Here is a 12,968-nt window from a genome sequence, read left to right on the forward strand (position 1 = left end):
ATCCACCGGAGAGAGAACCACCATGGACGAGGTATTCACCGGACGAGCCGCCGTCATCGGGCTCGGATACATCGGGCTCCCCACGGCCGTCTCCCTGGCCACCCGCGGCATCGAGGTCGTAGGCGTCGATGTGAACGAGCGCACCGTGGAGTCGATCTCCCGCGGCGAGGTGCCCTTCGTCGAGCCGGAGCTGGCGGTCGGCGTCAGCGGCGCGGTGTCGATGGGCAGGCTCGAGGCCAGCACGAAGACGCCCGAGGCGGACGCCTTCATCATCGCCGTCCCGACGCCGTTCCTCGACGACCACACGGCCGACCTGACCTTCGTGCGGTCGGCCGTCGAGCAGATCGCCCCCCGGCTCAACGGCGGTGAGGTGGTCATCCTGGAGTCGACCTCGCCCCCGGGCACCACCGAGACGCTGAGCACCTGGCTGGCCGAGCTGCGTCCGGACCTGGTCGCGCCCCACACCAGCGAGGGGGTGCCCGACTTCTACGTCGCGCACTGCCCGGAGCGGGTGCTGCCGGGACGGATCATGATCGAGATGGTCACCAACGACCGGGTGATCGGCGGCGTGACCACGCGGTGCGCGCAGAAGGCGGCTGAGGTGTACCGGGTCTTCAGCCAGGGGCAGATGGTGCTCACCGACGCCGCGAGCGCCGAGATGGCCAAGCTGGTGGAGAACGCCTACCGCGACGTCAACATCGCCTTCGCCAACGAGCTCTCCCTCATCAGCGAGGAGCTCCAGCTCGACGTGTGGGAGGTCATCAAGGTGGCCAACCACCACCCCCGCGTCAACATTCTCACCCCCGGACCGGGCGTCGGCGGACACTGCATCGCGGTCGACCCGTGGTTCATCGTCGGTGCGGCCCCGGCCCTGTCCCGGCTGATCCGCGTCGCCCGCGAGATCAACGACGAGAAGCCACACCACGTCGCCGCGCAGATCGTGCGGAAGACCGAGCGGTTCCGCACTCCGACGGTGGCCTGCCTGGGGCTGACGTACAAGGCCAACGTGGACGACTTCCGGGAGAGCCCGGCGCTCGACATCGTCGTGGACATCGCCAAGGCCCTGCCGGACCTCGACCTCCGGGTCGCCGAACCGTTCGCGACCACCCTGCCGGAGGAGCTGAGCGGCTTCTCCCACGTGCGGCTGCAGCGTGCGACCGAGGCGATCGAGGACGCCGACATCGTCGTGCTCCTCGTGGACCACGACCACTTCCGGTCCCTGAGCCGCTCCCGGCTCGAGGGCAAGGTCGTCTACGACACCCGCGGTCTGTGGAGGTGAGGTCGTGAGCTCCAGGTCCTCCGGCAGCCCGTCCTCCGGCACCCGGTCCGCCCGGCCGCGGGTGATGGTCGTCTACGGCACCCGCCCCGAGGCGATCAAGCTGGCCACCGTCGTCCGGGAGCTCCAGAGGTCGGCGACGGTGGAGGTGACCGTGGTGGTCACCGGGCAGCACCGCGCCATGCTCGACCAGGTCAACACGCTCTTCGGCATCGTCCCCCAGCACGACCTGGACATCATCCGCCCCCGGCAGCAGCTCCACGAGGTGACGCACCGGGTCCTGGCCGGACTGACCGAGGTGATCCGCGCCGAGCGGCCGTCGGCCCTGGTCGTGCAGGGCGACACGACGACCTCGTTCGTCGCCGGCCTGGCCGCCTTCTACGAGCAGGTGCCGGTGGTCCACGTCGAGGCCGGGCTGCGCACGGACAACCGCTACGACCCCTTCCCCGAGGAGATCAACCGGCGGCTGACGTCCCAGCTCTCCTCCCTGCACCTGGCGCCCACACCCACCTCCCGCGACAACCTGCTGCGAGAGGGCATCGCCCCTGCGGACGTCGTCGTCACCGGGAACACCGTGATCGACGCCCTCCTGGACGTGGTCTCCCGGCGACTGCCCGTGGCGGACCCGGCCGTCGCCGCCCTCGACGGTCGCCGCTGCGTGCTCGTCACCAGCCACCGCCGGGAGAGCTGGGGTCAGCCGATGGCGCGGACGGCCGCCGCCGTCGGCCGACTGGCCAAGGAGTTCGACGACGTGGCGTTCCTGCTGCCGGCACACCTCAACCCGACGGTCCGAGAGGTGCTGCTCCCGCCCTTGGAGGGGCTGCCCAACGTGACTGTCACGGACCCGCTGTCCTACGGCGACTTCGCCCGCGCCATGGACGCCAGCACCCTCATCCTGACCGACAGCGGTGGCGTCCAGGAGGAGGCACCCAGCCTCGGCAAGCCCGTGCTCGTGCTCCGCGAGACCACGGAGCGGCCCGAGGCCGTGGAGGCCGGCACGGTGCGGCTCGTGGGCACCGACGAGCACCTCATCGTGGAGCAGACCCGCCTGCTGCTGACCGATCCCGACGCCCACGACGAGATGGCGCGGGCGACGAACCCGTACGGCGACGGGCTGGCCTCGGGCCGGATCCGGGCCGCGGTCGAGGAGTTCCTCGGGGTCGGCACCCGGCTGCCGGAGTGGGGTGAGGGGTGAGCACCTACACGACGGACGTGGCCAGCACCGAGGCCCAGGTGGAGTCCTGGCGCTCCTGGTGGGAGCTGCTGCCCATCGGCGACGTCGACGCCGAGCTGGACTACTTCCTCACCGTGGCCGGGACGGACACCTCGGTGGTCAGCCCCTACGCGCTCCGGGTGCGCGCCGGTGACCTGCCACCCGCGCTGGTGGCGGCACGTCTGGTCGACGAGCGGTTCCGCCCCGGTGTGGCCGGCGCCAGGTTCGGCTCCGTGCGGGCCCGCGCCCTCGTGGTGGCCTTCGACGGCGTGGTCGGTGCCGAGACCCCGGAGCTGCGGGCCGCGGTCACGGATGCGCTGGACGACGTGCTGGCGTCGGGCACCGCCGACCTCGTGGTCCTGCAGAAGGTGGCCACGGACTCACCCTGGTTCACCCACGTGACCGCGGGCGGCGGGCGGCGGCGGGGGACGCTCGTACGCGCGGTCCAGCCTCGCTGGTTCACCGATCTCCCCGACTCCTGGGAGCAGCTGCTGGCGGCTCGCTCGTCGAAGTCGCGGCGCCAGATCCGCTACGACGACAACAAGCTCAGGCGCGCCTACGGCGACCGGCTGACGCTGCGCCCGCTGCACGACCCGGAGCACGCCGAGAGGCTGCTGCCCGACCTCCGGACCGTCGCCGCCGTCTCCTACCAGCGTGGCCTCGGGGTCAGCCTCGTCGACGGGCCGGTCCAGGAGGCACTGCTCACCCGGGCGCAGGAGCGCGGCCGCCTGCGGGTGTGGATGCTCTACATCGACGACGCGCCGGTGGCGTTCTGGTGGGGCATCGTCCACGGCGGCGTGCTGACGATCGGCTCCCCCGGATTCGTGCCCGAGCACGCGAAGGACCGCGTGGGCTACTACACGCTGCGGAGGATGCTCGAGGCCGCGGCGGACGACCCGCACATCACGCGCATCGACTACGGGCCGGGCGACGCCGACTACAAGCAACGCTTCGCCAGCTCCAGCGTGCCCGTGGCCGACGTCCTGCTGTTCGCCCGGCGTCCTCGGCCCGGAGCGGTCAGGGCTCTGCTGTGGGCCGAGGACCGGATCCTCCGGGCCGGTCGGGCCGCCGCCGAGCGCGGGGGTCGGGCGGCCGAGCTCAGGCGCTGGTGGCGGGCGCGGATGGTGGCGACGCGGGGAGGTGGGCCCGGTGCCGCATGAACCGGTCGAACAGGACCGCCGCCAGGCAGGTGAGGGCGGCCCCGAGGAGGGCCGTCACGGCCATCGCCCGCAGGGCCGAGCCCTGCTCGAGCAGCACCGGTGGGCGGGCCGGCACCAACCGGGTGCCGACCCGACTCGCCGCCGGCACGCCGTCGGCGACCTGGAGGTCCTCGAGCGTGCTCCGGACCCGGGTCACGGCAGCGTCGCGCAGCTCGGCCGCCCGGCCGTCCGAGGGGGCGACGGCCTGGACCCGCACCACCGGATCGTCGAAGAAGTAGTTCCACTGGCCGCCCGAGTTCGGCACGAAGACCATCGTGCCCTCGGTGACGCCGAGGCCGGCCAGGCCGACGTCCGGGGAGACGGGTGTCTCCCGTTGCACGCCCGAGCCGACCTCGCGCTCGACCAGCCCGGCCAGGGCGATCAGGTCGGCACGCGGATTCCCGGGCTGAGCCGTCGGACCTCGGGGGGCGAGGAACTGCACGTCGACCGTGGTGGTGTAGGCGCCGGGGGCGCCCTGCAGCAGCAGGACCACCGCGGCAGTGGCGAGCAGGCCGCCGGCCGTGACGTACCAACGGCTGACCATCGCCCGCACCACGTCACCGGTCGTCATTCCCGCCTCCGATCCGATCTTGACACACGGCTCCGCGCCCGCGGTCACGATCACCCGGAAGCGTCGAGCATCCCGGACGACACGGTCGGACCCGGCCGAGGAGGAGCAGGGCATGTACCTCAGTGAGCTCCGGGCGAGCCTCCGTCGCCGCTGGTACGTGCTGGTCGTGCTCCTCGGCATCGCGGCCGGGCTCTGCTGGTTCGCGTCCGGACTGGTCAAGCCGACGTACGAGGTGAAGGCCAGCCTGGTGCTGATCCCGCCCAAGACCGTCGAGACACCCGACGCGAACCGCTATCTCAACCTCGGCAGCCTCTCCGACTCCGTGGAGGTGCTGGCTCGCTCGATGCTCTCCGAGGAGACCGCCCAGGACCTGGAGCGTGTGGCACCGGGTGCGACGTACGAGGTCGACAAGGACGACACCACGAGTGCGCCGATCCTGCTCGTGCTCGTGGAGGCTCCCGACCCGGCGTCGGCCACCGACCTGCTCGAGGCGGCGCTGGCCCGGGTCTCGACCAATCTCGCCGAGCTGCAGCGCTCCATCGGGATCGACGCCGGCAACCAGATCACCGTCGTTCAGGTCGCGGCCGGCCCGGAGCCGGAGGTCAACCGCAAGGGACAGGTGAGGGTGCTGGCCGTGCTGGCGGCGGGGCTGCTGCTCGGCGCCGCCCTGCTCACCGCGGCGATCGACGGTCTCGTGCTCCGCCGCGCCCAGCGCCGGGCAGCCGCCGAGGATGCCCCGGACCCAGTGGAGGACCCGCCCACCACGCTGACAGCGGTCGCGGCACCCGACCGTCCGGAGCCGGACGCGGGCGAGGTCGTCCAGCGCCTGAGGCGCCGCGGGCTGCGCGGCTAGGTGGCCAGGATGGACCTCTCACGACGCGACGCGGTCCGGCGCAGCCAGCTGGACGCCGTCTCGGCGCTGACGGTCTACCTGGCCACCCTGTTCCTCGTCGAGTCCCGGCTGGTCATCGGCCCGCTCGGCGGCGCCGGCCGACCGGCGTTCCTGGTGGCCTGCGCCAGTCTGGCGTGGTGGGCCTACCACCACGTCCAGCGTCCGCTGCCCACCGGCGTCGGGCCGGAGCCGCTGCGGCGTGCCCTCCTGGCGATGACCGTGGCCTTCCTCGCCAGCTTCGTCGCGGCGATGACCCGGCCGATCACCGGACTGGAGTCCGGGACGGCGCACCTCGGCCTGCTGACCGTGCTGAGCTGGATGGGGGTGGCCCTGCTGACCCTCGACGGGGTCCCGACCTTCGTCCGGATGGACACGCTGATCACCCGGGTGGTGGTGGCCGGAGCGTTCCTGGGGACCCTCGGGGTGGCACAGTTCGTCACGGGCGACCCGCTGGTGCGGGCACTGAGCCTGCCCGGCCTCGTGGGTGACGACGCCCTGCCCGGCCTGGGGATGCGCAACGGGTTCACGCGTCCGTTCGGCACCGCACTGCACCCCATCGAGTACGGCGCGGTGATCAGCATGCTCCTCCCCCTCGCCATCTCGTGGGCGCATCGACCCTCCGCACGGCCCTGGCTGCTCAGCTGGGCACCGGCCGCCCTGATGGGGTTCGGCGTGGTCGTCTCCGTGTCCCGGTCCGCCCTGATCTGCGCCGGCGCCGCCCTGATCGTGGTGGCCGCGGGGTGGCAGCCCCGGGCACGACGGATGCTGGTCGCCGCCGTGGCGGGCATCTTCGTGTTCGTCGCCATCGCCGTGCCGGGGATGCTCGGCAGCATCCGAGGTCTGTTCGTCACCGCCGGCACCGACAACAGCGTGGCGTCACGGACCGGCTCCTACCCGTTCGCCTGGGAGTTCTTCGAGACCGCGCCGTTCTTCGGACGCGGCTACTCGACGTTCCTGCCGATGTACCGGATCTTCGACAACCAGTACCTCCTACTCCTCGTGGAGGTCGGCGTGGTGGGCCTCGTGACGGTGCTCGCGGTGCTGGTGGCCGGGATCGACGCGGCCCGACGAACCCGGCGGCTGACCTCCGACCCGGTGCTCGCCGAGCACGCCCAGGCCCTGGCTGCGGGGCTCGTGGGCGGTTCGCTCGGCCTGGCCTTCTACGACGGCTTCAGCTTCCCGATGGCGACCGGAGTCATGTTCCTCCTGCTCGGCATGGCCGGTGCGCTGTACCGGCTGGTCCGGTACGGCGAGGTGCACGAACGGATCGGCCCCCGGGACGACTCGAGTCCCGAGCCGGTCCCCGCCCCGGACGGGACATGACCGCGCGTCGGCGCGCCGCGGTCGCTGTCGCAGCGGCCGCGCTGCTGCTGGCCCCCACAGGGTGCAGGGGTGCATCCCCGGCAGCGGACGAGGTCCGGGTCGGCACGCCCTCCGTGGTGGCCAGGACCTGGCCGGACGCCACGAGCGTCGGCGCCCGCGGCGAGCTGCCCGTGCGGAAGGGGCTGACCGTGACCGAGGACGGCACGGTGCTGGCCGATGTCGAGATCCGCGGCCAGCTGACCATCGACGCCGATCGCGTCGTGGTCCGCAACGTCCGGGTGGTGAGCGAGGGCTACTACGCGATCCTCGTCAGTGGTCGCGACGTCCTGATCGAGGACTCCACGCTGACCGGTGGGCCGGAGTCCACGGCGTCGCTCGCGGCGGCCGAGGGCGGGCAGTTCGTCGCCCGCCGACTGGACGTCTCCGGGGCCGAGGACGGGGTCCGGCTCGCCGACGACTGCGTCCTGGCCGACAGCTTCGTCCACGACCTCAGCGGAGGTGACGGTCGTCACAACGACGGGGTCACCGCGGACGGCCACTCCGGATGGTCGATCACCGGCAACACGATCCTCAACGCCCACGACCAGACCGCTGCCGTCTGGGTCGGCGACGCCCGGTACGGGCCGAGCAGCGGCGTGCTCGAGGGCAACCTCATCGGCGGTGGCGGCTACTCGGTGTACGCCGGACCGGGCGGCGCTGACGGCGGGATCCAGGTCCGGGACAACGCGTTCTCGACCCGGTTCTGGCCCAGCTCCGGCCACTGGGGCGTCGTCGCCAACTGGACCGCCGAGGGCAATCTCTGGTCCGCGAACGTCTGGGCGGACGGCCCCGAGATGGGCGAACGGGTCACTCCGTGACCCCGAACTGACCAGTCGAATTCCGACCGACCGGACGACATGTCCGGTTTGTAACTTTTCGATCTCTTCCCTAGTGTGGCGCGCGGCACCCCCAGGGGTGACCGTCACGGCACTGTCCGACAGATCGAAGGAATCTCGGCATGACCCCCACCCCCACCCCCCGTCATCGTCGCGTGCAGCCCCGCGCGCGGCGCCGCGTCGCCACCCTCGGCGCAGCGATCGCACTCGTGGCCGGCAGCCAGGCCGCGGCAGGTCCTGGCACCACGACCGCCGCCGCGCTCGGCTCGTCGGCCACCGCCGCGACGCAGGCCGAGTCGACCACCTCGGAACGCTACATCCCGGCCGGATGGCCCAACCCGGAGAACACCGGGCACTCCGGCACCCTGAAGCCGATGCAGGGTCGCACCGTCACCCGCAACGGCGCGGTGATCAAGAACCGGGTGATCTCGGGCCAGATGACCATCCGCGCCGACAACGTCACCCTGAGCAACGTCTTCATCAAGACCGGTGACTACTACGGCATCCTGAACTACGGCGACAACCTCCGCATCGAGCACTCCACGGTCGAGGGCAAGGCGCCGTACACCCTGGCGGGGATCGCGGCCATCAACGGCGGGGACTTCATCGCCCGTAAGGTCGAGGTCCGCGGCTCCGAGGACGGTGTCCGGCTCGGCGACGACTCGATCCTGGCCCGCTCGCTCATCCACAAGCTGGCCGGGGACAGGTCCTCGCACTACGACGCCGTCACCGCCGACGGGCACACCGGGTGGCGGATCCGCCGCAACACGATCCTGAACCAGAAGGGCCAGACCGCCGCCGTCTGGGTCGGCGACTCGCGCTACGCCCCCTCCGCAGGCAAGCTGCGCCGCAACTACCTGGCCGGGGGCGGCTACACCGTCTACTCCGGCACCGGTGAGACGCGGGGCAAGCGCAAGGGCATCCGGATCACCGAGAACGTCTTCTCCACCCGGTTCTTCGATCGCTCGGGCTACTACGGCGTCGTCTACGACTGGCGCAAGCGCGGGAACACGTGGTCGGACAACACCTGGGTCGACGGTCCGCGCCGCGGACGTCTCGTCAGGCCCTGACCACCGCTCTCAGCGCCGCACGGTGGACCGGACGCCGGGAGCGCACCAGCTCCCCGAGCACGACGGCGCCCCGGAACAGCCAGGTGGGCAGGCGGCCGTGCCGCATGCCGTACAGGCGGATCCGGTTCACCGTGAGCAGGGCGTACAACCGGCTCGAGACCCCCGAGTCGCCGCCGACGTGCATGGCGACGGCTTCGGGGCAGTAGCGGACGGTGTAGCCGGCGTCGCGGGCCCGCAGGGCGTAGTCGGTCTCCTCCGAGTAGAGGAAGAACGACTCGTCCCAGGGGCCCGTGGCCCGCTGGCACGCCGAGGTCACCAGCAGCACGGCACCGGTGGCCCAGTCGACGTCGCGTCCTGACTCGTAGGCCTCCGGCCGGGTGATCACCTCGCCGGTGATCCCGAACCGCCCGGCCCGTGAGCCTCCGATCAGCGCCTCCCCCAGCGCTCGGGTCACCCGCGGCTCCCTGCGGAGCGAGCGGTGCAGACGCCCCTGCTCGTCGACCAGCCGTGGCGCCACGATGCCGACTCCGGGGTGCTGGGCCGCTTCGACCATGGTCCTGACGCAGTCGGGCTCGAGCCGGACGTCGGGGTTCAGGCAGAGGACGGCGTCGGCCTCCCCGGCGCGATCGATGGCCAGGTTCAGTCCGGCGGCGTAGCCGGCGTTCCGCCCGGTGTGCACGATCGCCGCGTCCGGCGCCAGTCGGCGCACCACGGCGACCGTGTCGTCGGCGGAGTCGTTGTCGGCCACGACGAGTCTCCACCTGAGCCCCCGCAGACCCGCCTCCAGGCTCGCCAGCGCCACCGGCAGGTGCTCCGCGCTGTTCCAGGTCACCATCACCACCGCCACGTCGGTCACCGACCGGTGGGCGCCGGACCCGGTGGACGTCCGGCTCATGTCCGGTCCCGACCCGGGTCCGGCGCCAACATCCCGCGCAGCTCGTCCACGACGCGCTCGACCTGACCGCCGGTGATCCCGGGGAACAGGGGCAGGGACATGATCTCCTCCGCCAACCGCTCAGCCACGGGGAACGAGCCCGGGCCGTGTCCCAGATGAGCGAAGGCGGGGAGCAGGTGGACCGGCATCGGGTAGTGGATGCCGGCGCCGATGCCCGCCGCGTTCAGCGCCGCCAGCACCCGATCACGGTCGGGCACCCGCACGACGTACAGGTGCCAGACGTGGGTGTTGCCCGGTGCGGTGCGCGGCGTCCGGACACCGGGGACCGACGACAGGAGCGTCCGGTAGGACTCCGCAGCCCGATCCCGCTGCTCGTTCCACTCCTTCAGGTGCGGGAGCTTCAGGGAGAGGAACACCGCCTGGATCGAGTCCAGCCGCGAGTTGCCACCCACCACCCGGTGCTCGTACCGGTTCACCCCGCCGTGGTTGCGCAGTGCCCGCACCCGGTCCGCGACGACCGGGTCGTCGGTCGTGACCGCGCCCGCGTCACCTGCGGCACCCAGGTTCTTGCCGGGGTAGAAGCTGGTGCCGGCCGCCAGCCCGAAGGACCCCGCGGGCCGACCGTGCCGGGTCGCGCCCTGCGCCTGGGCTGCGTCCTCGACCAGCACCACCCGATCGCCGACCGCCTCAGCGAGCAGGTCGAAGGGCGCCACCTGCCCGTAGAGGTCGACGCCCACGACGGCCCGGGTCCGGTTCGTCAGCCGGTCGGCCACTCGCGACACATCGATCAGACCGTCGTCGTCGCAGTCGGCCAGGACGAGGTCCGCCCCGGTCCGGACCACCGCCTCGGCGGTGGCCACGAACGTGTTGGCAGGGACGATGACCTCGTCCCCGCGACCCACCTCCGCCGCGCGCAGGGCCAGCTCGACGGCATCGGTCCCGTTCGCGACGCCGACGCAGTGGTCCACGTCGCAGAACGCGGCGTACTCCTCCTCGAAGCGCCGCACCGCGGGGCCGAGCACGAAGGAGCCGGACTCCAGCACCTCGTGGATGGCCGCCATGGCCGGAGCGAGGATCTCCCGGGTCTGGATCCCCAGGTCCACCAAGGGGATGGGACCACGGGCCTGCGCCGGATCGGTCATGTCGAGCTCCGTTCGTCGTCGGTTCCTGAGGCATGGGCGCGGAGGACCTGGATCCGACCGCGCCACCACGGTGCGAGTGGAAGCGCGTAGAGCACGACAGCCGTGGTCCCGCCGACCAGCAGTCCCGGGAGTGGCGCCAGGTCCCAGGTCGCCACCCACAGGCAGGCTCCGGTGGCCGGGATCGCCGCGAGCAGAGGCAGTGTCCAGGCGCGGACGAACGCCCCCGCGTCCACGCCGACCCGTCGCAGGCACACGGCATAGGCCGGGAGCGCGACGCCGAGCGCCACCACCAGGTGGGTCCAGGCCGCGCCCGCCAGGCCGAACCAACGCACGCCCAGCCACATCGCGGGAACCATGGCGACCAGCCACACGACCTGGACGCCGAGCACGGCCCGGGTGGTGCCGACGGCGATGAGGAACGTCGCCACCAGGTCCAGCAGCACGCGCACGGCACCGAAGACCGCCAGCCCGGCGAGCGCGGTCGCGGCGCCGAGCCAGCGGTCGCCGTACAGGAGGGCGACGACGGACGTCGCCTGGGTGGCCAGCACCATCCCCATCAGGGCAGCGACCGCGAAGAGCGGCGCGCTGCACCGCAGGAGGGCACGGTTGCGCTCGACCGGCGACTCCTGGCTCGAGAAGGCCGGCAGCGCGACCACCCGGATCGCCTGCCCGATGGCGGCCATGGGCCAGGACGACACGTTGAACGCCAGCACGTAGAGGCCGAGCTGGTGGGTGCCGAGCTCCCGGGCGACGATGAGGTTGTCCACGCTCAACAGCAGCCACGAGAGCAGGTTGGCCACCGCGAGCGGGAGGCAGAAGGCCACCGACTCCCTGGCCACCTCGGGACGGAACCCGAAGCGCGGGCGGCGCCGTGCCACCACGTGCAGCCCCACGACCAGCACGAGGTAGTTGCTGATCTGACCCCAGGCCAGGGCCAGGGCACCGGAGCCATCGAGCGCGACCACGACCACCACCGTGGTGGAGACGACCAGTCCCGTGAGGTTGATGAGGAACAGCGCCCGTTGCCGGTAGGCGCGGGTGAGGAACGCCGAGGGCACCACCGTCAGACCGAACAGCCCGAGCGCGACCGCCATCAGCCGGATCGCCGGGGCCGACCCCGGACTCTCGAACAGCTGCGCCAGCGAGTCGGCCCCCAGGGCCATCGTGATCGCCAGGCCGGCACTCGCCGCGGCAGCGAGCGTGGCCACCGTCGGCGCCCGCCTCTCGGGGTCGCGCGACCGGATCAGGTCGGTGCCGAGGCCGAACTCCGCCAGCATGCCCAGGATGGTCCACACGGTGAGGGCGACCGCGAAGATCCCGAACTCCTCGGGCACCACCAGCCGGGCCACCACGATGCTGACCGCGAAGTTGCCGATCCGCAGCACGAGACTGCCGACCAGGCTCCAGCCCAGCCCCCGGGAGACCCGCGACGCCGCCGAGTCGGGCGCATCCACCACACTCATGTGCCGTACCGCCGCCAGTACCGCCAGGTGAGGTGCATCCGCACCCGCTCGCCGAACCGGTGGGCCAGACTCGCCGGCGCCGGCCACGTGGGGCGCAGCACCAGCCGGGTGCCGCGCCACCGGACGGTGCGCCGGATCGTCGGGTCCGTGGTCGCCGCGAAGGCCATCAGGGCCTCCGCCTCGCCGGAGTCGGGAAGCTCCCGGTGGGCGGCCAGGGCGCGGCGCACCGCCTCACGCGCGAGCGCCCGGGCAGCCACCGGCCGAAGCGCCTGGACGTCAGGGCGGTCCGGCTCCCGCTCGTCGAACAGCACCTGGAAGGTCGTCCGTCGTTCCCGCAGGTCGGTCAGCCAGCCGGCGTACGTGGTCAGGTGCATGTTGTTGGCATGCTCCCGGTAGAGGGCCTGGGCAGGACCGTTGACCCGTCCGATGTCCCAGGTGGCCGCGGTCCGCATCCACATGTCGAAGTCACCGGAGTGGGGAAGCCGCGGATCGTAGAGGTCGGTCTGGTCGAGCGCCTCCCGGCGCATCAGCGCCTCCGGGCTCTGCAGGAAGCAGCGGCCCTTGCGAGCGGCGGTCCGGAGCCACTGGTCCCCCTTCCACACCGACCAGTTCCGGGTCTCGCCCGACGTCGCCGGGGGATGGTCCGAGAAGGACCGGGCGAAGCCGTAGACCAGGCCCACCGAGGGATGGTGCTCCATCAGTGCCGCGGCCCGGGTGAGTGAGTTCGGGGTCAGCAGGTCGTCCGCGGAGAGCAGGGCGACGTAGTCGCCGCCGACCACGGCCAGGCCGTCGTTGTAGGTCTGGATGTGCCCGGTGTTCGCCGGGTGCACCAGGACCCGCACCCTGGCGTCCGCCTCCGCGAGCGACCGGGCCACGTCGGCACTGTCGTCGGTGGAGGCGTCGTCGACGATGAGGACCTCCACGTCGACGCCGTCCTGGTCCAGCGCGCTGGCCACCGCGTCCGGCAGGAAGTGACCGTAGTTGTAGCAGGGGATGACCACCGCCACCGTGGGCCGGGAGCGGAGGGGTTGTGGCCGGTGGACGCGCAT

Annotated in this window: 12 protein-coding genes; 7 read left to right on the top strand and 5 right to left on the bottom strand. The window is 72.2% G+C overall.

Annotated features, from left to right (window positions below; translation table 11 throughout):
- The first annotated feature begins 22 nt into the window (after positions 1–22).
- The 3 genes from wecC to IE331_RS17010 are packed head-to-tail and all read left to right on the top strand — an operon-like array spanning position 23 to position 3,649.
- Positions 23–1,279, top strand: coding sequence for a UDP-N-acetyl-D-mannosamine dehydrogenase (wecC, locus tag IE331_RS12645; RefSeq protein ID WP_192143766.1), 1,257 nt, complete (start codon positions 23–25; stop codon positions 1,277–1,279).
- Positions 1,280–1,283: 4 nt separating this feature from the next.
- A complete protein-coding gene (wecB, locus tag IE331_RS12650; protein ID WP_318646822.1) occupies positions 1,284–2,471 on the top strand; it encodes a non-hydrolyzing UDP-N-acetylglucosamine 2-epimerase in 1,188 nt (395 codons plus the stop codon).
- On the top strand, positions 2,468–3,649 hold the full coding sequence (locus tag IE331_RS17010) for a GNAT family N-acetyltransferase (RefSeq protein WP_192143767.1): 1,182 nt from the start codon (positions 2,468–2,470) through the stop codon (positions 3,647–3,649). Before wecB ends, IE331_RS17010 begins: the two co-directional genes overlap by 4 nt.
- On the opposite strand, the gene IE331_RS12660 is transcribed toward IE331_RS17010, so the two are convergent.
- Positions 3,588–4,259, bottom strand: coding sequence for a hypothetical protein (locus IE331_RS12660; RefSeq protein WP_192143768.1), 672 nt, complete (start codon positions 4,257–4,259; stop codon positions 3,588–3,590). The two genes, IE331_RS17010 and IE331_RS12660, sit on opposite strands and share 62 nt — an antisense overlap.
- Before the next feature lie 112 nt (positions 4,260–4,371).
- Here IE331_RS12660 and IE331_RS12665 point away from each other — a divergent pair, with 112 nt between their 5' ends.
- The 4 genes from IE331_RS12665 to IE331_RS12680 all read left to right on the top strand — a co-directional run bounded on the left by IE331_RS12665 (position 4,372) and on the right by IE331_RS12680 (position 8,419).
- The gene (locus tag IE331_RS12665; protein WP_192143769.1) at positions 4,372–5,112 is read left to right on the top strand and encodes a YveK family protein; all 741 of its coding nucleotides are present in this window, start codon (positions 4,372–4,374) and stop codon (positions 5,110–5,112) included.
- 9 nt (positions 5,113–5,121) lie between these two features.
- Positions 5,122–6,474: an O-antigen ligase family protein gene (locus IE331_RS12670; protein ID WP_192143770.1), complete on the top strand. Its 1,353-nt coding sequence runs from the start codon at positions 5,122–5,124 to the stop codon at positions 6,472–6,474.
- A 116-nt stretch (positions 6,475–6,590) separates the two neighbouring features.
- Positions 6,591–7,331, top strand: coding sequence for a hypothetical protein (locus IE331_RS12675; protein WP_192143771.1), 741 nt, complete (start codon positions 6,591–6,593; stop codon positions 7,329–7,331).
- A 140-nt stretch (positions 7,332–7,471) separates the two neighbouring features.
- Positions 7,472–8,419, top strand: coding sequence for a right-handed parallel beta-helix repeat-containing protein (locus IE331_RS12680; protein ID WP_192143772.1), 948 nt, complete (start codon positions 7,472–7,474; stop codon positions 8,417–8,419).
- Here IE331_RS12680 and IE331_RS12685 read toward each other — a convergent pair.
- The 4 genes from IE331_RS12685 to IE331_RS12700 are packed head-to-tail and all read right to left on the bottom strand — an operon-like array spanning position 8,409 to position 12,968.
- Positions 8,409–9,314, bottom strand: coding sequence for a glycosyltransferase family 2 protein (locus IE331_RS12685; RefSeq protein WP_192143773.1), 906 nt, complete (start codon positions 9,312–9,314; stop codon positions 8,409–8,411). The genes IE331_RS12680 and IE331_RS12685 overlap by 11 nt on opposite strands.
- Positions 9,311–10,456, bottom strand: coding sequence for a DegT/DnrJ/EryC1/StrS family aminotransferase (locus IE331_RS12690; protein ID WP_192143774.1), 1,146 nt, complete (start codon positions 10,454–10,456; stop codon positions 9,311–9,313). Before IE331_RS12690 ends, IE331_RS12685 begins: the two co-directional genes overlap by 4 nt.
- Positions 10,453–11,919 carry an oligosaccharide flippase family protein gene (locus IE331_RS12695; RefSeq protein ID WP_192143775.1) on the bottom strand — a complete coding sequence of 489 codons (1,467 nt, stop codon included), beginning with the start codon at positions 11,917–11,919 and terminating at the stop codon, positions 10,453–10,455. The genes IE331_RS12690 and IE331_RS12695 overlap by 4 nt, the downstream gene beginning before the upstream one ends.
- Positions 11,916–12,968, bottom strand: coding sequence for a glycosyltransferase (locus tag IE331_RS12700; RefSeq protein ID WP_225580117.1), 1,053 nt, complete (start codon positions 12,966–12,968; stop codon positions 11,916–11,918). Before IE331_RS12700 ends, IE331_RS12695 begins: the two co-directional genes overlap by 4 nt.

This window comes from Nocardioides donggukensis (assembly GCF_014842875.1).
GTDB classification, from domain to species: domain Bacteria; phylum Actinomycetota; class Actinomycetes; order Propionibacteriales; family Nocardioidaceae; genus Nocardioides; species Nocardioides donggukensis.